This is a genomic window from Paraburkholderia sp. GAS199, assembly GCF_050436585.1.
Taxonomy (GTDB): Bacteria; Pseudomonadota; Gammaproteobacteria; order Burkholderiales; family Burkholderiaceae; genus Paraburkholderia.
In genome coordinates, this window is record NZ_JBNDMM010000011.1 from 68,207 (window position 1) to 86,310 (window position 18,104).

20 protein-coding genes are annotated in these 18,104 nt (G+C 62.9%); 12 read left to right on the plus strand and 8 right to left on the minus strand.

The features are described from left to right. The first annotated feature begins 1 nt into the window (after window position 1). Window positions 2–1,507, plus strand: a complete 1,506-nt coding sequence (locus P3T18_RS32495) for an MmgE/PrpD family protein (protein ID WP_429304073.1) — start codon at window positions 2–4, stop codon at window positions 1,505–1,507. Between the two features lie 12 nt (window positions 1,508–1,519). Here P3T18_RS32495 and P3T18_RS32500 read toward each other — a convergent pair whose 3' ends face one another. Next, entirely contained in the window at window positions 1,520–2,227 is a 708-nt protein-coding gene (locus P3T18_RS32500; RefSeq protein ID WP_429304074.1) for a DJ-1/PfpI family protein, read from the minus strand. 82 nt (window positions 2,228–2,309) lie between these two features. Here P3T18_RS32500 and P3T18_RS32505 point away from each other — a divergent pair, with 82 nt between their 5' ends. Further along, window positions 2,310–3,287 (plus strand): GlxA family transcriptional regulator, encoded by a 978-nt coding sequence (locus tag P3T18_RS32505; protein ID WP_429304075.1) that lies wholly within the window; start codon window positions 2,310–2,312, stop codon window positions 3,285–3,287. Window positions 3,288–3,336: 49 nt separating this feature from the next. Continuing rightward, on the plus strand, window positions 3,337–4,128 hold the full coding sequence (locus tag P3T18_RS32510; protein ID WP_429304076.1) for an SDR family NAD(P)-dependent oxidoreductase: 792 nt from the start codon (window positions 3,337–3,339) through the stop codon (window positions 4,126–4,128). A 38-nt stretch (window positions 4,129–4,166) separates the two neighbouring features. Here P3T18_RS32510 and P3T18_RS32515 read toward each other — a convergent pair whose 3' ends face one another. Continuing rightward, window positions 4,167–4,919 (minus strand): SDR family oxidoreductase, encoded by a 753-nt coding sequence (locus P3T18_RS32515; RefSeq protein WP_429304077.1) that lies wholly within the window; start codon window positions 4,917–4,919, stop codon window positions 4,167–4,169. 96 nt (window positions 4,920–5,015) lie between these two features. Between P3T18_RS32515 and P3T18_RS32520 the strand changes: the two genes are divergently transcribed. The 4 genes from P3T18_RS32520 to P3T18_RS32535 all read left to right on the plus strand — a co-directional run bounded on the left by P3T18_RS32520 (window position 5,016) and on the right by P3T18_RS32535 (window position 8,578). After that, a complete protein-coding gene (locus P3T18_RS32520; protein ID WP_429304078.1) occupies window positions 5,016–5,945 on the plus strand; it encodes a cupin domain-containing protein in 930 nt (309 codons plus the stop codon). 119 nt (window positions 5,946–6,064) lie between these two features. Next, window positions 6,065–7,333, plus strand: a complete 1,269-nt coding sequence (locus tag P3T18_RS32525; RefSeq protein WP_429304079.1) for a type II toxin-antitoxin system HipA family toxin — start codon at window positions 6,065–6,067, stop codon at window positions 7,331–7,333. A gap of 10 nt (window positions 7,334–7,343) precedes the next feature. Further along, window positions 7,344–7,673, plus strand: coding sequence for a helix-turn-helix domain-containing protein (locus P3T18_RS32530; RefSeq protein WP_429304080.1), 330 nt, complete (start codon window positions 7,344–7,346; stop codon window positions 7,671–7,673). A gap of 119 nt (window positions 7,674–7,792) precedes the next feature. Next, a complete protein-coding gene (locus P3T18_RS32535; RefSeq protein ID WP_429304081.1) occupies window positions 7,793–8,578 on the plus strand; it encodes a COG4705 family protein in 786 nt (261 codons plus the stop codon). A gap of 2 nt (window positions 8,579–8,580) precedes the next feature. On the opposite strand, the gene P3T18_RS32540 is transcribed toward P3T18_RS32535, so the two are convergent. From P3T18_RS32540 to P3T18_RS32550, 3 genes are all read right to left on the minus strand, one after another. Then, window positions 8,581–9,228, minus strand: a complete 648-nt coding sequence (locus P3T18_RS32540) for a YncE family protein (protein WP_429304082.1) — start codon at window positions 9,226–9,228, stop codon at window positions 8,581–8,583. Beyond that, window positions 9,225–9,512: a YncE family protein gene (locus P3T18_RS32545; RefSeq protein ID WP_429304083.1), complete on the minus strand. Its 288-nt coding sequence runs from the start codon at window positions 9,510–9,512 to the stop codon at window positions 9,225–9,227. The genes P3T18_RS32540 and P3T18_RS32545 overlap by 4 nt, the downstream gene beginning before the upstream one ends. A gap of 283 nt (window positions 9,513–9,795) precedes the next feature. Then, window positions 9,796–10,083: a DUF4148 domain-containing protein gene (locus tag P3T18_RS32550; RefSeq protein ID WP_429304084.1), complete on the minus strand. Its 288-nt coding sequence runs from the start codon at window positions 10,081–10,083 to the stop codon at window positions 9,796–9,798. A 190-nt stretch (window positions 10,084–10,273) separates the two neighbouring features. Between P3T18_RS32550 and P3T18_RS32555 the strand changes: the two genes are divergently transcribed. Genes P3T18_RS32555 through serC form a run of 3 tightly spaced genes read left to right on the plus strand, consistent with a single transcriptional unit; the run spans window position 10,274 to window position 12,818 of the window. Then, entirely contained in the window at window positions 10,274–10,489 is a 216-nt protein-coding gene (locus P3T18_RS32555; RefSeq protein WP_429304085.1) for a hypothetical protein, read from the plus strand. Further along, window positions 10,461–11,708: an ATP-grasp domain-containing protein gene (locus P3T18_RS32560; RefSeq protein WP_429304086.1), complete on the plus strand. Its 1,248-nt coding sequence runs from the start codon at window positions 10,461–10,463 to the stop codon at window positions 11,706–11,708. Before P3T18_RS32555 ends, P3T18_RS32560 begins: the two co-directional genes overlap by 29 nt. A 15-nt stretch (window positions 11,709–11,723) precedes the next feature. Beyond that, entirely contained in the window at window positions 11,724–12,818 is a 1,095-nt protein-coding gene (serC, locus tag P3T18_RS32565) for a 3-phosphoserine/phosphohydroxythreonine transaminase (protein ID WP_429304087.1), read from the plus strand. Between the two features lie 110 nt (window positions 12,819–12,928). Here the strand turns inward: serC and P3T18_RS32570 are convergent, their stop codons facing one another. The 3 genes from P3T18_RS32570 to P3T18_RS32580 are packed head-to-tail and all read right to left on the minus strand — an operon-like array spanning window position 12,929 to window position 15,670. Beyond that, the gene (locus tag P3T18_RS32570; RefSeq protein WP_429304088.1) at window positions 12,929–13,792 is read right to left on the minus strand and encodes an ABC transporter permease; all 864 of its coding nucleotides are present in this window, start codon (window positions 13,790–13,792) and stop codon (window positions 12,929–12,931) included. Window positions 13,793–13,808: 16 nt separating this feature from the next. After that, window positions 13,809–14,603: an ABC transporter ATP-binding protein gene (locus P3T18_RS32575; protein WP_007178237.1), complete on the minus strand. Its 795-nt coding sequence runs from the start codon at window positions 14,601–14,603 to the stop codon at window positions 13,809–13,811. 47 nt (window positions 14,604–14,650) lie between these two features. Then, entirely contained in the window at window positions 14,651–15,670 is a 1,020-nt protein-coding gene (locus P3T18_RS32580) for an ABC transporter substrate-binding protein (protein ID WP_429304089.1), read from the minus strand. A 301-nt stretch (window positions 15,671–15,971) separates the two neighbouring features. On the opposite strand from P3T18_RS32580, the gene P3T18_RS32585 reads away from it, so the two are divergent. Continuing rightward, complete coding sequence (locus P3T18_RS32585) at window positions 15,972–16,649, plus strand: response regulator (protein WP_429304250.1); 678 nt, start codon at window positions 15,972–15,974, stop codon at window positions 16,647–16,649. Next, window positions 16,639–18,054, plus strand: coding sequence for a sensor histidine kinase (locus P3T18_RS32590; protein WP_429304090.1), 1,416 nt, complete (start codon window positions 16,639–16,641; stop codon window positions 18,052–18,054). The genes P3T18_RS32585 and P3T18_RS32590 overlap by 11 nt, the downstream gene beginning before the upstream one ends. Window positions 18,055–18,104 lie beyond the last annotated feature (50 nt).

The following is an 18,104-nucleotide window of genomic DNA, read 5'->3' on the forward strand; positions in this document are numbered from 1 at the left end:
TGTGAGCGAATCGAACGATCCGCAAGCGGGAAGACGTCTGTTCATCCAGCGCAGCCTGCTGGCGGCGGCAGGCTCCTGTCTGTTACCCGGCGTCGCGGCTCAGGCTGCTGAAACCGCACCGGCGGCTGCAAGCGCCGCATCGAGCGGCACCGAACCCGCCAGTCCTTCTCCGACTGTCGTGCTCGCGCAATACGGCGCGGGGTTACGCTACGAAGTCATTCCCGCGCCGGTCCTGCAGCGGGCCAAGGATTGCATGACGGATGCCGTCGCAACCATCATCTACGGCGCGGATTTGCCGTGGAGCAAGATGATCATTGCGTACGTCCGCCAGAACGGTTCGGGCGGACGCAGCCAGATTCTCGGCGCGGGCACGCAGCCGGTTCATCCGCCGGGCGCGGCACTCGCGCAAGCGGCGATGGCGCACGCCTTCGAACTCGACAACCTCACGAAACCCGACAGCGGCGCGCATCCCGGTGCCGCGCTATTTTCTTCGGGGTTGGCGGTTGCGCAAGATCGCGGACTCGGCGGGCGCGCGTTGTTGACCGCCTTCGTGGCCGGCGCGGAGACGATGATCCGCATCGGCTACGCGACCGAACACACCAACGAGGAGCGCGGCTTTCACGCACCCGGCACGACGGGCCCGTTCGGATCGGCGATCACGGTCGGTCATCTGCTGGGTCTCGACGCCGGCAAGATGACCAATGCGCTCGGCGTGGCGGGGTCGTGCGCGGGCGGTCTGCTGGCGTTCGCGCATGCCGGCAATGGCGCGATGGTCAAGCGTCTGAACGTGGGGCGCGGCGCGGAAGGCGGCGTGCTGGCGGCGAGTCTCGCGGCGGAAGGCTTCACCGGACCGAGCACGGTGCTCGAAGGCGAGGGCGGTTTTCTGCGCGCATTCTGCCCGCAGTACGACCTGAGTCAGCTCACGCTTGGACTCGGCCAGACCTACGAGACCATGAACATCATGATCAAGCGCTACGCGTGTCATATCACGGCTCACACACCGGTCGAGGCGATGCTCGACTTGCGCCGCGCGCACGGTTTTGCGGCGAGCGACGTGGCGTCGATCGAAGTGGCCGGCAGTCCGCGCATGGCAACCGTCAACAATATCGCGCATCCCGCCGATGCCTTGCTGGCGCAATTCAGCATCCCGTTCTGCGTGGCGCTTTCGCTGTATCGCAATCCGGTGGACCCGCGTTCGTTCGACGCAAACGTGATTCACGACAACGCCATTATGGCGATGACACAACGCGTCCGGATGACGGCGGCACCCGGCCAGCGCAACGACGATCTCGCGTCGACCGTGACCGTCACGCTGAACGACGGCCGCGTGTTCAGCGAACGGGTCACCGCATTTACCGGCACGCCGGAACGTCCGCTCGATCGCGCGGGTTTGCGTGAAAAATTCATGCTGCTCACGCGCGATCATCCGGAAGCCGCGATGAGCGCGCTATTCGACCGTTTGCAGAATATCGAGCAGGAGCACGATCTGGCGTGGCTGCGCGTGTGAGGCAGAGTTTCTTTAAACGGCCCGTCGCGCCAGCAGTGCCGATGCCTGCTCGACGGCGGCAGCACGTTTTTCACGGAACGCAGCGGAGGCGGCCAACGCCCGCTCGACGATGGCGGACGGCGCCACGAACGGTGTGCCGGCATTGAACGGCGGCGCCGGGTCGTATTCGATCTGCAACTGGATCAGTTGCGCGGTTTCGTCGCCCGCGATTTCGGCGGCCACGCGCAGTGCCATGTCGATACCCGCCGTGACGCCGCCCGAGGTGTAGAACTTGCCGTCGATCGTCATGCGATCGTCGCTTGGGATCGCACCGAATTGGCTCAGCAGGGCGCGCGCCTGCCAGTGTCCACCCGCGCGGCGACCGCGCAGCAGACCGGCCGCGCCGAGCAGCAGCGAGCCCGTGCAGATACCGAACATGTAGCGCGCGGCGTCCGAGCGTTCGCGCACGAAGTCGACGATCTGCGCGTCGAGAATCGCGTCGTCCGTGCCGGGTCCGCCGGGCACGACGAATAGTTCGTAGGGCGAAGCAGTGTTGAAATCGTGATCGGGCTGAATCACGAGACCTTTATCCGTGCGCACCGGCGCGAGCGTGGGCGAGACGATTTCCACGCGCCATCCGGGCAGCCGGGCGAGCACTTCCAGCGGACCGGTGAGATCGAGTTGCGTCATGTTCGGAAACAGCAGCAGGCCAGCGATTTTCGTATCGGACGGTTGCGTCATGAGTCGGATTCCTCCAGGTAGTGCCGTTATTAAAGCACCGCGCCGTCTGGCAAAAAAGACAGAATTGACGTATTTTTTGCCAATGACCCAACTTCCTCAATCCAGACCCGTCACGCGTCGTGTGCTGATCTTCGTGTACGAAGGTGCGCAGCCGATCGACGTGTCGGGTCCGCTCCAGACGTTCGACACCGCCGGCGAACTCGCCATCGGTGAACGCTACGAATGCCGCGTCGTGTCCAGCGAAGGCGGCGCCGTGCGTCTGCAGAGCGGCCTCACCGTGCTCACGCAATCGCCGCCGGCGCGTGCGCGTTTCGACACGCTCGTCATTCCCGGTGGACCCGGCGTGCATGCGGCGCGCCGCTCGCCTGACATCGTGCGCCAGGTCGCTGATCTGGCCCGACGCGCGGAGCGGGTCTGTTCGGTATGCACGGGCGCGTTCCTGCTGGCGCAGACCGGCCTGCTGAACGGGCGTAAAGCCGCGACGCACTGGCGCGCCTGCGCGGCGCTATCCCGCGAGTTTCCCGAGGTGCACGTGCAGCCCGACCCGATCTGGGTGCAGGATGGCCGCGTCTGGACCTCGGCCGGCGTGACGGCCGGCATCGATCTCGCGCTCGCCATGGTCGAGGCCGATCTCGGCAGCGCCGTGGCGGCGCAAATCGCGCGCAGGCTGGTGGTGTATATGCGGCGCGCCGGCGGGCAGGCGCAATTCAGCACGCCACTCGCGCTGCAAAGCGCCGACAGTTTCGGGCCTCTGTTCGACTGGCTCGACAGGAATCTGCATCGGTCGCTGAAAGTCACCGATCTCGCGGACGAAGCCGGCATGTCACCGCGCACTTTCATCCGTCATTTCACCGACAGGATCGGCATGACGCCGGGCAAGGCGCTCGAAGGATTACGGCTGGAGCGCGCGCAATCGCTGTTGAGCGGCACCAGCATGTCGCTGTCGGAAGTCGCGCGACGAGCGGGCTTCGGTCGCGAGGAACGTTTGCGAAACGCCTTCGTCAGGCAGTTCGCGGTCGGACCGGCGCAGTGGCGTCAAAGCTTCGGCGAAACGAACTGACGCCGAAGCACGGGACACATCAACGCATCAGACACAACGGAGACGCACCATGGATCTGAAATTGCGCGGCAAGGCTGCGGTGGTGACGGGCGCGAGCGTCGGCATCGGACTGGCGGTCGCGGAAGGCTTCGCGGCCGAAGGCGTGCATCTCGTGCTGGCGGCCCGGCAACGCGAACGGCTCGAACAGGTCGCCGCCGATCTGGCCGCGCGACACGGCGTACGCGTCGTGCCGGTGGCGTGCGACGTGGCCACAGTGGCGGGTGTCGATGCGCTGGTCGCGGCGGTCGGGCAGCAGTTCAACGGCGCCGACATCCTGTTCAACAACGCGGGCACCGGCAGCAACGAAACCATCATGGACGCGCCCGACGAAAAGTGGCAGGCCTACTGGGAGTTGCACGTGATGGCCGCGGTGCGACTCGCGCGCGGCCTCGTGCCGTTCATGAAGCAGCGCGGCGGTGGCGCGATCCTGCACAACGCGTCGATCTGCGCGACCCAGCCGCTGGGTTACGAGCCGATCTACAACGTCACCAAGGCCGCGCTGATGATGTTTTCGAAGAATCTCGCCAACGAGGTGGTCAAGGACAACATCCGCGTGAACACGATCAATCCCGGCCTCGTGCTGACGCCGGACTGGATCAAGACCGCGAAGGCGCTCACGCAGGACAGCGGCGGCGATTGGGAAGGCCATCTGCAACAGGTCGCGGACGAGTTCGCGCCGATCCGGCGTTTCGCAACGCCGGCGGAACTCGCCGATTTCATCGTGTTTCTCTGCTCGGAGCGGGCGAGTTATAGCGTGGGCTCGACGTACTTCGTCGATGGCGGAATGCTGCGCACGGTGTGAGCCGGCCACGTCGTGCGGACGCGGCCGGCGCGCCTGTCTCAGCCAGCGGACAGGGCCACCGCATCGGCGCCGGCCGGAATGCGCATCGGCGCGGCCGCGTCGGTCACAGCGGTCCATACGGCGGCGGCCACGTCCTGCGCGTGGGTGACCGGTGATTCGAGATCGCCCACCGCCGCATAGACCTGTTGCGTGAATGCGGCGTACGCCTCGGGCACGCTGTTTTCCATCAGACGGCGCGCGTTTGCGCCGAAGCTCGTGCCGGGCGCGCGCCCCGGCAACACCAGCCGCACGCGCACGTCGAACGGTGCCAGTTCGAGGGCCAGCGATTCCGTGAAGGCATTGACCGCGGCTTTGCTGCCCGTGTACACCGACAGCAACGGCAGCGATTTGACTGTCACGCTCGATGTGACGTTGACCACCACACCCGCTCTGCGCTGCCGGAACTGCGGCAAGACGGCCTGGGTCATCGCAATCGTGCCGAGCGTGTTGGTCTCGAACACTTCACGCGCATTGTCGAGGTCGACGCCTTCGAGCGGCGCAAGCAGGCCGACACCCGCGTTGTTGACCAGCGCGTCGATCGGTCCGGCGGCCTCGATGCACTGGCGAATGCTCGTCGCGCGGGTGACGTCGAGCGGCAACACGCGCAGACGATCCGACGCCGGCAGCAGGGTTTCGTCCGGCGTACGCATGGTCGCGATCACACGCCAGCCGCGTTCGAGAAAAAGCCGCGCGGTTTCGAGACCGAAGCCGGACGAGCAGCCCGTAATGAGTACGGTAGGGGTAGAGGACATCGACAACTCCATCGGTTTGAACGTGGCTCTACGATAGAGCGCCGCGTCTGGACCCGCTATACTCTAAAGTCCATTTCCTTGTTGAGATCGTCCAGGATGGTTGACCCGTTAGCGGAAGTCGTCTCGCTGTTGCAGCCCGGTGCGCCGTTCTCCAAGCTCGTCGTCGCCTCGGCGCCCTGGGCCGTGCGGCGCACGGAGACGGGCCGGCCGTTCTATTTCGTGCTGCTGGAAGGACGTTGCCGTCTCACGATCGACAGTGCGGGTAACAGTGAAACGCTCGAACTCGAGGAAGGCGACTTCGTCCTCATTCCGGCGGCGCGCAGCTTCGCAACTTCGAGCCTCGACCGTCAACCGCCGCGCGAGGACGAAGCCGTCACCACGCCGATCGTGCCGATGCCCGGTGGCGCGCGTGTGGGCGACCCCGACGGCGCGATCGACGCGCGCATGCTGGTGGGCCATTGCGTGTTTCAGTCGTCGGACTCCGCGCTGCTGGTGTCCCTGTTGCCGCAATGGGTGCATGCGCGTGGCGAGCGCCGTCTGTCGACGCTGGTTCAACTGATCGGCGACGAATCGCGCGCGGATCGTCCGGCGCGCGAAATCGTCATGGCGCGACTGCTGGAGGTGTTGCTGATCGAAGCGCTGCGCTCCACCGCCAGTTCCGCGCAAGCGCCGGGTCTGGTGCGCGGTCTCGCCGATCCCAAACTGGCTTCGGCGCTACGGCGCATGCATGAAGATCCGGCCGCGAGCTGGAACGTGGCCCAGTTGGCGCGCGACGCCGCCATGTCGCGCTCGGCTTTCTTCGAGCGCTTTAGCCGCGCCGTCGGGTTGGCGCCGATGGAATATCTGCTCGCCTGGCGGATGGCCGTCGCAAGACAGCTGTTGCGGCAGCGGGACCTGGCCATGCCCGAGATCGCCGAGCGTGTCGGCTACGGTTCGGTCAGTGCGTTCGGTGTGGCGTTCACGCGGCATGTCGGTATGCCGCCCGGCCGGTTTGCGAAGCAGGAGAGCGACGCGGAACCGGCATGACCGCGTATGGCGCCTTCATCCCGACATCTTCAATATCGACAAAAAGCATCTTTTATGAAGCCTATAAAGCGCGACACGGCTTAATATGCTACATTTATGAGGCATAAGGAGCTTGCCTCATGGATTGCACCCTGCAGATATTTCTCGACGGCCGCTGGATCGACTGCGCCCAGGTCGAATTCGACGGCGGCCTGTGCCACTGGAATCACCTCGTGGAGTACGCGCTCGATCACCCGGACGAGCCGGTGTCTCTGGCCGAACCCGTGGACATGGACATCCACACGAACGCCTCCATGCCGGCGTTCCTCTACGACCTCGTTCCGCAAGGCGCCGGGCGGCATTTCCTGCTCGGCGAACTGAAGGTGGCCGATGGCCCCGACGCGGACTTTCCGCTCATCTGCGCGGGCGCATTCGATCCGATCGGGCGGATCCGCGTCGCCGAGGCGGTCGGCTACTTCGAGGCGCACGTCGCGCGGCACCCGGACTCCCGGGGCCTTCCGGGCATGACGATCGCCGATCTGGTCGATCGCAGCGTGGAATTCACGGAGCGCATGTTTCTGCACGGCATGCTGGGCACCGGCACGACGGGCGTGCAGGGCGCGGCGCCGAAATATCTGCTGACCCGCGACCGCGAAGGCCTGTTGCACGGTGACGCGGTGCTGCCCGACGCCAACGCCACGCGTCATCTGATCGCCAAACTGCCGCGCGGCAGAAGCGAGGCCGATCTGAAGGTGTTGCGCAACGAAGCGGCCTATATGCGGGTCGCCGCCGCGCTCGATATCCGCACGCATCCGGACGCGCCGAGTCTGCACGGCGACGTCCTGCTGATTCCGCGCTTCGACCGGACGGTGCAAGGCGGCGAGGTCACGCGCCTGCATCAGGAAAGCGTGGCGTCCCTCATGGGGCTGGCCGGCTTCGATCAGCGCCCGAGTCTCTTCGATGTCGTGACGGCGATCCGCAAGGTCGTCAGCAATCCGGCCGCGGAAACGCTCGAATTCATCAAGCGCGACGTGCTCAACCTGGCCATGCGCAACACCGACAATCACGCCCGCAATACCGCCGTGCAGGTGATCGGCGGGCAAGTTCAACTCACGCCGCTTTTCGACTTCGCGCCGATGTATCTGGACCCCGACCTGATTCCGCGCGCGCTGCGATGGTATCGGCCCGACACGCGGGTCGAACTGACGGACTGGGCCGACGTGCTCGCGGCCTTGCCCGTCCCCGACGGCGAGCGCGCGACGATTGCCGCGGGGCTACGCCGCTTTGCCGTCCGGATCGAGTCCCTCACCGACCTCATGGACGGGCAGGGCGTCGATCACGACATCGTCGAGTTCCTGACGCAGTCCATCGACACGCAAGTGCGTCAGCTCAAAGCGCTCAAGCCATGAGAGACCCAGCATGCCCCGTCTGATCCGACCCAGCCGCGCCGAGCAGAATGCCATGCGGCGTCAGTTTTACGAGCAGATCCGTCACGGCGACATGACTCTGCCCGACGCGATGAAAGCCATGCGCGAAATCACCGGTCTGACGCAGGCGGAATTCGCCGCGAATCGCGGAGTGAGCCGACGCGTGATTCAGGACATCGAACGCGGCACGGGAAATCCGACCGTCGAATCGCTCAACAGCATTGCCAAACTGTTCGGCTTACGCGTCGGACTGGTGCCGATCCGGCGTGGGGAAGGCGGGGCTCAGACGCAGACCTTGGCACCGACGCCGACCAGTGAGTAAGTGACGGGCGGCCGCCACGCCGCCCTTTTCGACGCCACGAATCGCAGCTTAAGCAAGCCTTAATCTCTTATCTGAGATGCTTGCGCGATTGAACCTCATGGCGATCGAAGGAATTACACATGGCAAATGTCATCTCGCGCGTGTCGGCGCATGCCGTCAGCAAGGTGCCCGCAGTCACCCTGGGCTTCTGGATCATCAAGATTGCCGCGACTACGTTGGGCGAGACCGGCGGCGACTGGGTGACCATGTCGTTGAAGCTCGGCTATCTGGTCGGCTCCGCCATTTTTGCGCTGATTTTCGTGGCGCTGGTGTCGGGGCAAATCAAGGCAGAGCGCTTTCATCCCGCACTTTACTGGGCGACCATCGTCGCCACCACGACGCTCGGCACCACGCTCGCGGACTTCTTCGACCGGTCGATCGGCGTGGGCTATCCGGGCGGCGTCGCGATCATTCTGGTGCTGCTGCTTCTGAGCCTTGCCGCCTGGTATCGTTCACAGGGAACCATCGCGGTGGCGAGCGTGACCACGCCGAAAGCCGAGTGGTTTTACTGGGGCACCATTCTGTTCTCGCAGACACTCGGCACCGCACTCGGCGACTGGGTGGCAGGCTCCGACCGCGGCGGTCTCGGATTGGGCTACGAATACGGCGCACTGATTTTCGGCGCAGGTCTGCTGGTGGTCGGCGCACTGTACTTCTGGTCGAACGTTTCGCGCACCGCAATCTTCTGGGCCGCCTTCATTTTGACCCGCCCGCTCGGCGCCACGTTGGGCGACTTCCTGGACAAACCCGTTGCACAGGGCGGACTGGAAGTGAGCCGTTTGTTTGCCTCGCTGATACTGCTCGTCTTCATGGCCCTGTGCATCGTGCTGTTGCCGCAGCGCGCCGCGAGTCGTAGTGAAACCTGAGGTCATTGCACGGAAAACACCTGTAATCCAGCCTCTTTCGCCGACGCCGACTTCGTGTGGACCACGTATAGCCTGTCGAGCGAAGGAATGAAGATCGCGGTTTTTCCGCCTAACGTATCGACGTGCTGTTCGATCGAATAGTGGTCGCGGTCGATCTGACGGATGACGTCGAGTCCGTTCGATCCCGCGACGTACAGGCGTCGATGCCTTGCGTCGAAAATAATCTCGTCCGAGGTTTCGACAATATCCAGCGTTTGCACGAGCGTGCCGTGATTCGTGTCGAACACGAATAGCTTGCCCGGATTGCGCGAACCAATAAAGAGCCGGTTGGTTGCGGGATCGAACTCCATCGCCGAATTACGACTCGGCCCCGGCACGGTCCACGTGGCGATCAGTTTGCGCGTACCCAGATCGATAATGCCGATCTCATTCCGGTCGCGGAAATTCACGTAAAGGCGGTTCTTCGCCTTGTCGATGACCATCGCCTTGACCTGTCCCGCCGGGACGTCGATGTTGCCGAGCAGCGTTCCGTCGACCGTCGAAATCAGACTGATTTCTGCATGGTTTTCGTTGGACTTCACTCCGCCATTACCCAGATAAAAAATGTGGGTCCGCTCGTCCTCGACGCCGCTGTCCGGCTGCGCCTTCATGACGAGGGTTTTTTCACCTGAAAGTTTCGGGTATCCACGATCCGCAGACTGGCCGATCCGGCATCGGCGATATAGAGCATCTTGCCTTCATTAGCCAGCAGGATTTTATGCGGCTGAACGGCCACATTTTTCTCGCTTGCCAGATGACCGCCCGACGGAAGATCGAATACCTCGATCGACCCGAAGTTCTCCGCGGAAACATAGAGACGATGACGTCCGGAGTCGGCTGCGAAGTGATCGAAGTCGCCACCTGTCACGGCAGGCAGTGGCGTGGTCGAAAGCAAACGGAGAGGCTGCTGCGCGGACGAGGCGAATACCGGTGCGGACAACACGAGCGTAGCCGCGAAGCCGATGCAATGGAGGTGTTTTTTCATGTCATGTGAAGTAGGGCATTGCAGTTAAAACACCGCGGAAATCAAGGCAAAAAATGACGGTTACGTCGGCGGCGCGCGACAGCCCATGAGCAATACTGAATTGCTGTTCGAGCAGGACATGTCAGCCCATACAGTGTGAAGGCCTGATGCGCGCGCCTCTGTTTGTCTATGCATCCGGTGCGGTTCCGCACACTCAGTTCGACGCAGCAGCCCAATGGGCGTCGGCCTGATCGGCTGTCTTCGTCAGACCGGCATTGTCGGTGCCGTGCTGGACTGCATAGATTTCGCGGGTACGTGCAACGGATTGCGCCGACGGCGGGTAATCGTGCTTGGGCGTATGAACGAGGCCATCGGCTTCTGCCTCGACGAGTTGCGCGCGAACTTCCGCACGCGTCGGACCGTGAGGCACGGATTGGGCAAAGGCATTGGCGCCGAACGAAAGGCTCAGTACGGTGACGGCAAAAGCGGTAAGCAGTTTCATGATGAATCTCCAGTGAGAGGAATGTGTGGCGTGTCTCCACGTTTCCTATTTTCGTCACTGCGGCTGTCACGGCACTGACCTTGAGATTACCGTTTTGTTAACTGAACGAATGAATCAGTACTTCTGCATCGACTCGCGTGCCGGAACTTCGCGTCGCGACGGCATTCCCCAAAACATCGAAGGAAACCTCATGAGCGCAGCAACACAGCGCGGAAAACAACCTGAGTTGACTCTGGTTGTCGATAACCTGCGCGCCGGAGAAACGCTCGACAATCGTCACGCGATATCCGGCAATACGATTCCCGACGGCTGGTTCGAAGAAGAAGTGGGCTATGCCGGCGCAGAGCCGCCGGCAATCCGGTCGCTATCGAATCGCAATGAAAACGCACCTGCCGATCATGACTGAACCGACCCACGCACTCTATCGACCACTCGGCCTGAGCGTATTGCTGCGTGCGGCGTCGGCGGGAGAAGATCTGACGCCACTCGGCGTGACAATCCTCGATTACGCACAACGTCATGACGATCCCGTCGCGCTGCTCGATCTCGCCCTGCTGTTGCAAATGAAATACGAAAAGGAAGCCGCGCTTTCCATTCAGGATCAAGCCTTGAAAATGCGTCGCCATTACCGGATAAAAGAAGCGGCCGGCAATGCACGTCCGCTGAAATTGCTGGTGCTGAAGTCGCCCGGCGATCTGATGGCCAATACGCCATTCGAATGTCTGCTTGAAAAAGCCGATTTGCAGATCGATGTGCTGTACGTCGATGCAGAACTGCCGCGCGAATATGCGTTGCCCGAGCATGATGTCGTGATGGTGGCAGCCTGCGCCAACGACGCGAACAACGAAGTACTCGCCCGCATTGCGGCATTGCTCAACACCACGCGCAAACGCGTCGTCAACGCGCCGCAGGGTATTGCGCATACCACGCGCGACGGCGCCTACGCGCTGCTCGGCGGCGTGCGAGGCATTCGCATGGCGCCGACTGTACGCGTGTCGCGCGCGCAGGCTCTGGAACTGGGGTCCGCTCAGCACACAAGCCAGGCCGCGCCCGGCATGCGTTTTCCGCTCATCATCCGTCCGGTGGGTTCGCATGCCGGACAGGATCTCGAACGCATGACCTGCTTCGAGGAACTGGCCGCTTACGTGGAGCGCTCGACGTGCGCCGAGTTTTACGTTGCGCCTTTTATCGATTACCGCAGCGCCGACGGTCTGTTCCGCAAATATCGCATCGTCATGATCGGCAAGACGCCGTATCTGTGTCACATGGGGATATCGGCGCACTGGATGGTGCATTACCCGTATCAGGAAATGATCGCCCATGCCGAGCGTCGTGACGAAGAAGCGCGCGCCATGAGCGGCTTCGACTCGGCTTTTGCGATCCGCCATCGTGAAGCCATGCAAGCCGTGGTCGAACTGACAGGGCTCGACTACGTCGGCTTCGATTGTGCTGAAAGCGCGGACGGGCAACTGGTCATATTTGAAATCGCTACTGGCATGGTCGTGCACGACATGGACGACCCGGTCATCTTCCCGTACAAGCAGGCGCGCATGCGGCGCGTGTTCGACGCATTCCATCAGATGCTCGTCGCGTTGGCCGCATCACGTGCGGTCGTCCCTATCTAAAACCGTCGATCCGAAATGAAATCCAATGCCCTGAATTTTTCAGGCGGCCCCGGCGCGTTGCCGGAGATCGTCATCGAACAAACCCGCAACGCGATCGACGCTTTGCCGGAAACGGGAATTTCCGTACTCGGCATGAGCCACCGTTCGGACTGGTTTTATGCGGTATTGGCGGAAGCCGAAAACAACTTGCGCGCGCTGCTCGGCATCGGCCAGGAATACGCCGTGACGTTCCTGCAAGGCGGCAGCAGCCTGCAATTCGCCATGATTCCGATGAACTTCGCGGCGGAAGATTCCAGCCCGCCCGAGTACGTGACCTCGGGATACTGGAGCGCACGGGCAACCGCCGAAGCCGCCAGAGTGACGTCCAGAACCATTGCGTGGGACGGCAAGGCAACCGGCTATCGGCAACTTCCCGAGCTTCACGAACTCGACATCGATCCATCGGCTGCCTATCTGCATTACGTATCGAACGAAACGGTCGAGGGTCTGCAATTTGCGGCCTGGAAAAGTGATGCCGCGGTGCCGCTTATCGCCGACATGTCCTCGGATTTTCTCTCCGGACCGATCGAGGCGGACCGCTTTGCCATGATGTATGCGCACGCACAGAAGAACCTGGGGCCCGCGGGTGTGACGGTCGCGATCATCCGTCGCGATCTGCTGGAGCGGATTCCGGACGGACTGCCGGCTATTCTCGATTTCCGCACCCATGTCGCGCACGGTTCCAACTTCAATACGCCACCCGTGTTCGCAATTTACGTGCTGAATCTCGTCTCGCGCTGGTTGCGCGACAGCGTGGGCGGACTCGACGCGATGCAGGCGATCAATGCGCGCAAGGCCCAGCGTCTGTACAACGCGCTCGATTCGATGGGCGATGCCGTCGCCATTCACGCGGCGCGACCGTGGCGTTCGCAGATGAACGTTGCGTTCACCTTCGGCGATGCGCGCCTCGATCAGGCATTTGTCGCGCTTGCCGGCGAGCACGGCATGGTCGGACTCGAAGGACACCGTTCGATCGGCGGCTTGCGAGTCTCGCTCTACAACGCGGTGACCGAAAACGCAGTGGACAGTCTCGCCGAACTATTGTTGTCGTTTGGTAAAAGCCGGCTTTGAGTACTTGCGGTGTGCGTGCAGATCGCCGCGTTCGTCGATATTTCTAAGGCCCCAAATGCAAACGACCCTGCAAGCAGGGTCGCTGAACGAACGAGTAACCAGCGTCTACATCACATCGCCGCCGGCCGCCATTTCAGCAAGCGCTGCTCGACCGCCGTCAACAGATAATCCGCGGCGAGTGCAACCACGGCCAGCACGATCATCGCAGCGAACACGCCGCTTGCGTTGAACGCGCCCTGTGCAGTGGAAATCAGCAAGCCGATACCTTGCTTGGAGCCGAGGAATTCGCCCACCACCGCACCGACCAGTGCGAAACCGAAGCTCACGTGCAGGCTGGCGAGAATCCAGCTGAGCGCCGAAGGAATCACCACCGACGTGGTCACCTGACGACGCGACGCGCCGAGAATCTGCGCATTGGCGATCATGTAGCGGTCCGCTTCACGCACGCCCTGGAACGCATTGGCGAACACCACGAAGAACACCATCACCACGGCGAGCGCCACTTTCGAGGCCATACCGAGACCCAGCGCAATGACGAACACTGAACCGAGCACCACACGCGGAATGGAATTGGCGATCTTGATGTAGAGGCTGAACACGTCCGAAAGCAGCTTGTTGCGGCCCAGCACGATGCCGCAGAACACACCCGCTACCGAGCCGATAATGAAGCCCAGGCCGGTTTCTTCCAGGGTGACCCATACCTGCGTGAGCAGCGGCCCTTGCGAGGTGCCGTTCACGAACCAGTCGACGATCTGGTCGAAAATCGCGCTCGGCATGGAGAAGAAGAACGGGTCGATCCACTTCAGGCGAGCGGACAGTTCCCAGCCGCCGAGCACCACGATCAGCACGAGAATACGCAAGGAGATCACGAGCGCATGACGTTGACGGATGCGTTTTTGCGCGATGCGCTCGACCTGGGCGAGCGCGGCCGCGTCGATGCCCGTCGGCATCAGATGTTGAGGGGTAGTAGCCATGTTTGCCGTTCCTTGATTAGCCGATCTGCACTTCTTCGCGCAGGTCGTGCCAGATGTCGCGCGAGATTTCGATGAAACGCGGGTCGTAACGCACTTCCGACGTGACGCGCGGACGCGGCAGATCGATTTCGTACACTTTCTTCAGCGTGGCCGGACGCGCTGTGAGCACGAATACGCGGTCGGCGAGGGCAATCGCTTCTTCCAGGTCGTGCGTGACGAACACCACCGAACCCGCACCGCCCCAGAGCTGCAGCAGTTCGTCCTGCATCAGCGTTCGGGTCTGCATGTCGAGCGCCGAGAACGGCTCGTCCATCAAGAGGATTTCCGGCTTGTTGATGAACGTCTGCGCGAGCGCGACGCGTTTTCTCATGCCGCCCGAAAGCTGATGCGGATAGTGCTTGCCGAACTTGTCGAGGCCGACGCGGCGCAGCCACTCGTTGGCTTCGTCGTAGGCGGCGGACTTCGAACGGCCGCGATACAGCGGACCCGCCGCGACGTTATCGAGCACAGAGCGCCACGGAAACACGGCGTCGGCCTGGAACACGAAGCCGATGCGCGGGTCGATGCCGTCCACCGGCGCGCCCATCACGCGCACTTCGCCGGTGGTCGGCTTCAGCAAGCCCGTAATCATGCTGAGCGTGGTCGACTTGCCGCAACCGGTCGGGCCGACCACCGCGACGAACTCGCCGCGCGCCACCGACATGCTGAAGTCGCGCAAGGCGATCGTCGCTTTGCCGTCCGGCGAGATGAAACGGCACGACACGTTGCGCATCTCGATGGCGGGCGTATCGCGTGACATAGGTTGATTCATCGGCTGGTGCCTCGCTGTTCTGTCATGTTTCTCGTGATATCGGCGCTTTATTTCGCCGCGGTCTTGACCGGCGCCGACACGAAGTCGTTCGTGTAGGTTCTGGCGAGGTCGATATGCTTGCCCTTCACCGAAGGATTGAATGCGGACAACACCTTCAGCACCGTATCCGGGCCGTCGGCGGGCATCTTGCCGTCCTTGGTGAACATCGGCAGCGAGGCCTTCAGCGCGCCGACGTAGAGGTCTTTGTTGTTGCCGTAGTAGTCTTTCGGCATCTTTGCGGCAATCTCTTCGGCGCTATGCGTGGCGATGAAATTGAGCGTCTTCGCGAAGGCGTGCGAGAGTTTCGCGGCGTCGTCCTTGTGCGATTCGGCCCACGCGCGCTGCACGTAGAAGCTCGAAGCAGGGTAGGTGCCGCCGAGCGCCGCGCGGGTGCCCTCAAGGGTGCGCATGTCGACCAACACCTTGGCGTCGCCGGTTTTCAGCAGTTGCGACACGGTGGGCTCGGTGGTCATGCCGGCGTCGATACGGCCCTGCTTGATGGCAGCGATAAAGCTGTTGTCTGCGCCGACCGGCAGCAGCGTGTATTGCGTGGACGGCACGCCGCTGCGCTGCGCGAGGTACTGCGTGAGAAAGCTGGTCGAGGAGCCCAGACCCGTCACGCCGAGCGTTTTACCCTTGGAGTCGGCCATGCTTTTGAAGCTGTCGGCCGCTTTGCTGGAGACCATCTCCACTTCACCCGGCACCTGGCCGAAGACCACCAGCGCCTGAACTTCCTTGCCCTTGCTCTGCAGGTCGATGGTGTGGTCGTAGAAACCCACCACGCCTTGCACCGCGCCTGCCAGCAGTTCGTTTTCCGCATCCACGCCGGCGGGCTGCGACAGGATTTCGACGTCGAGGCCTTCGTCCTTGAAATAGCCCAGCTGTTCGGTGAGCTTCGCCGGCAGATAGATGATCTTGGTGGCACCGCCAACCATGATCGTGAGCTTCTCGGCATGAGCGGCAACCGACGCGGCAGCAAGCGTGAGGGCAACACCCGACATGGCGGCAATCTGGCGCAAGGTACGCATGAGACAGTCTCCTTAGGTTTGTTCGCCGCTGGCTCCGAAGACGCGGCTCTTTCTGAATGAGTGAGGGGATTATAGAAATCCGAAACCTTCTGGCTGCTTTCGGGGACATCGGCAAAACATGAGTGTTAACCCGAAATCGAGCGGCATGAATTAGACACTGCAGCAGGCCTGCGACGCAATGCGGCTCGTCGCCAGGCCATTTGCGTCGAATCCGCATGACGTGCACGGCAAAACGATCAGGCATCGCGCAAAGCGCCTGCTTTACGGCACAATCGGCATCCTGACTTTTGCCGCGTCCACCATGAAGCTGCTGCTGATCGAAGACAATCCCACGCTCGCGCACTGGCTCGCAAAGATGCTGGAGCAGGAAGCGTTCTCGCTCGACATCGTGCAGGACGGCGATGCCGCCGACCGCCTGCTGCGCACCAATCACTACGACGTCGTGCTGCTCGACCTGAATCTGCCGAAGCTCTCGGGAAAAAACGTATTGCGCCGCATGCGTCAGCGCGAGGACGCCACGCCCGTGCTCATTCTCACCGCGAGCGGTTCGATCGACGAAAAAGTGGAACTGCTCGGTGCCGGCGCGGACGACTATCTGGTCAAGCCCTTCGAGGTGCGCGAGCTGGTCGCGCGCATCAAGGTGGCGATCCGGCGGCAGTCGCCGTCGAAATCCGGAGACGTGGTGTGCGGCGATCTCGCGTTCGACATCGACACGCGTCAGTTCACGCTGAAGGGCGCACCGCTGAACGTCACGCCGCGCGAGCGTTCCGTGCTCGAAGCCTTGATCCTGAGGCTCGGCAAGACGGTGACCAAACCGGCGCTGGTCGATGCGATCTTCACGCTCGCCGACGAACCGAGCGAAGACGCGGTGGAAATCTACGTCTCGCGGCTGCGCAAAAAACTCGACGGAAGCTCGGCGGCGATCGTCACGCTGCGCGGACTCGGCTACCTGCTGCGCAAGAAAGAAGATGACCAATAGTCTGCGCATGCGTCTGCTGTGGTGGCTGCTGGTGCCGCTCGCGTTATACGTCTTCGTGACCGGCAAGTCCGAATACGATAACGCGCGCCACACGGCCGATCTGGTGCAGGACAACCAGCTCATTTCCTCGGCGCGCATGATCGCGGGCGAAGTCGAATGGGTGGACGGCTTTCTGCGCGTCGACGTGCCGCCCGCGGCGCTCGAAGTGTTCGTTTCGCCGTACCGCGATCAGGTGTTCTATAGCGTGAGTGTCGACGATGGCCGTCTGCTGGCCGGCACGCCCGACTTTCCGCCGCGGCCCGTCAAGGCGCCTGATACCTCGGATCACTACGATACGGAGCTTCAGGGGCGTCCCGTGCGCGCGGCCGGTATCGTGCGTCTCATGTACGACAACGGCGCCACGCGCCGCGTACGCGTGACGGTCGGCAAGACGGTCCGCTCGCGCGACGCGATGGCGCAACAGCTGTGGCAGCCGCAACTGGTGCGGCAGATCGAAATGATCGTGCTGGCCGTGGCGCTGGTCTGCATCGGCCTCACGTTCGAATTGCGGCCGCTGATGAAAGTGAAGGAAGACGTGGCGGACCGCGATCCGATGCAACTGGAGCCGATCAGGGTCGAGCGTCTGCATACCGAGTTGCGGCCGATCGTCGAGGCGATCAATCAATGTATCGCCCGGCTCGGCGTGCAGGTCGCGGCGCAACGCCGTTTTATCGCCGACGCCGCGCATCAACTGCGCACACCGCTCACCTTGCTCGGCACGCAACTGCAGTTCGCCCGCCAGCAGGACGGCCTGACCGCCGCGCTCGACGAAGCGCTGGCGGCCATGCACCGCAGCAATCGCTCGATGGTCGGGCTGACCAACAAGCTGCTTCTGCTCGCGCAGGCCGAGGCCGCGGATAACCGGCAACTCGCGGTGGAAACGGTCGACCTGGTGCCGCTTGCCATGGAAGTAGTGGAAGACCTCGCCTTGCTCGCGCAGGCGCGCGACATCGACCTCGGCGCCGAACTGGACGGACCCGCGCCGGTGGCCGGCCATCGCGGTCTTCTGCAGGCGCTGATTGCCAACCTGGCCGAAAACGCGATCCGTTATACCGGCAGCGCGGGACATGTCACCGTTGCCGTGCGCGCCGACGCGGACAACGTCACCGTGTCCGTGCTCGACGACGGCCCCGGCATTCCCGCCGAATCGCGCGGCCGCGTGTTCGAGCCGTTTTTCCGGGTGTCCACGGACACCGAAGGCACGGGTCTCGGCCTCGCGATCGTGCGCGAGATCGCAGACGCGCATCATGGCGAGATCGTGCTCAAACCGGGAGAAGGCGGCAAGGGCGTACACGTGAGCGTGTCGTTTCCGCGCGCGGCGGCTGACCGGTCCCCGGCATCTTCTTCGTCACCACCGTTGCTCTAACGCGGCGTCGGGACAAACCCGCAGTCGGCACGAGAAACACCTGAGCGAAA

Excerpts from the sequence above, each read along its gene's own strand:
- P3T18_RS32500 (WP_429304074.1), bottom strand. The coding sequence starts at position 2,227 with ATGACGCAACCGTCCGATACGAAAATCGCTGGCCTGCTGCTGTTTCCG.
- P3T18_RS32530 (WP_429304080.1), top strand. The coding sequence starts at position 7,344 with ATGCCCCGTCTGATCCGACCCAGCCGCGCCGAGCAGAATGCCATGCGG.
- P3T18_RS32575 (WP_007178237.1), bottom strand. The coding sequence starts at position 14,603 with ATGAATCAACCTATGTCACGCGATACGCCCGCCATCGAGATGCGCAAC.
- P3T18_RS32570 (WP_429304088.1), bottom strand. The coding sequence starts at position 13,792 with ATGGCTACTACCCCTCAACATCTGATGCCGACGGGCATCGACGCGGCC.
- P3T18_RS32560 (WP_429304086.1), top strand. The coding sequence starts at position 10,461 with ATGAAAACGCACCTGCCGATCATGACTGAACCGACCCACGCACTCTAT.
- P3T18_RS32585 (WP_429304250.1), top strand. The coding sequence starts at position 15,972 with ATGAAGCTGCTGCTGATCGAAGACAATCCCACGCTCGCGCACTGGCTC.
- P3T18_RS32505 (WP_429304075.1), top strand. The coding sequence starts at position 2,310 with ATGACCCAACTTCCTCAATCCAGACCCGTCACGCGTCGTGTGCTGATC.
- P3T18_RS32515 (WP_429304077.1), bottom strand. The coding sequence starts at position 4,919 with ATGTCCTCTACCCCTACCGTACTCATTACGGGCTGCTCGTCCGGCTTC.
- P3T18_RS32540 (WP_429304082.1), bottom strand. The coding sequence starts at position 9,228 with ATGAAGGCGCAGCCGGACAGCGGCGTCGAGGACGAGCGGACCCACATT.
- P3T18_RS32520 (WP_429304078.1), top strand. The coding sequence starts at position 5,016 with ATGGTTGACCCGTTAGCGGAAGTCGTCTCGCTGTTGCAGCCCGGTGCG.
- P3T18_RS32535 (WP_429304081.1), top strand. The coding sequence starts at position 7,793 with ATGGCAAATGTCATCTCGCGCGTGTCGGCGCATGCCGTCAGCAAGGTG.
- P3T18_RS32580 (WP_429304089.1), bottom strand. The coding sequence starts at position 15,670 with ATGCGTACCTTGCGCCAGATTGCCGCCATGTCGGGTGTTGCCCTCACG.
- P3T18_RS32555 (WP_429304085.1), top strand. The coding sequence starts at position 10,274 with ATGAGCGCAGCAACACAGCGCGGAAAACAACCTGAGTTGACTCTGGTT.
- P3T18_RS32525 (WP_429304079.1), top strand. The coding sequence starts at position 6,065 with ATGGATTGCACCCTGCAGATATTTCTCGACGGCCGCTGGATCGACTGC.
- P3T18_RS32590 (WP_429304090.1), top strand. The coding sequence starts at position 16,639 with ATGACCAATAGTCTGCGCATGCGTCTGCTGTGGTGGCTGCTGGTGCCG.
- serC (WP_429304087.1), top strand. The coding sequence starts at position 11,724 with ATGAAATCCAATGCCCTGAATTTTTCAGGCGGCCCCGGCGCGTTGCCG.
- P3T18_RS32550 (WP_429304084.1), bottom strand. The coding sequence starts at position 10,083 with ATGAAACTGCTTACCGCTTTTGCCGTCACCGTACTGAGCCTTTCGTTC.
- P3T18_RS32510 (WP_429304076.1), top strand. The coding sequence starts at position 3,337 with ATGGATCTGAAATTGCGCGGCAAGGCTGCGGTGGTGACGGGCGCGAGC.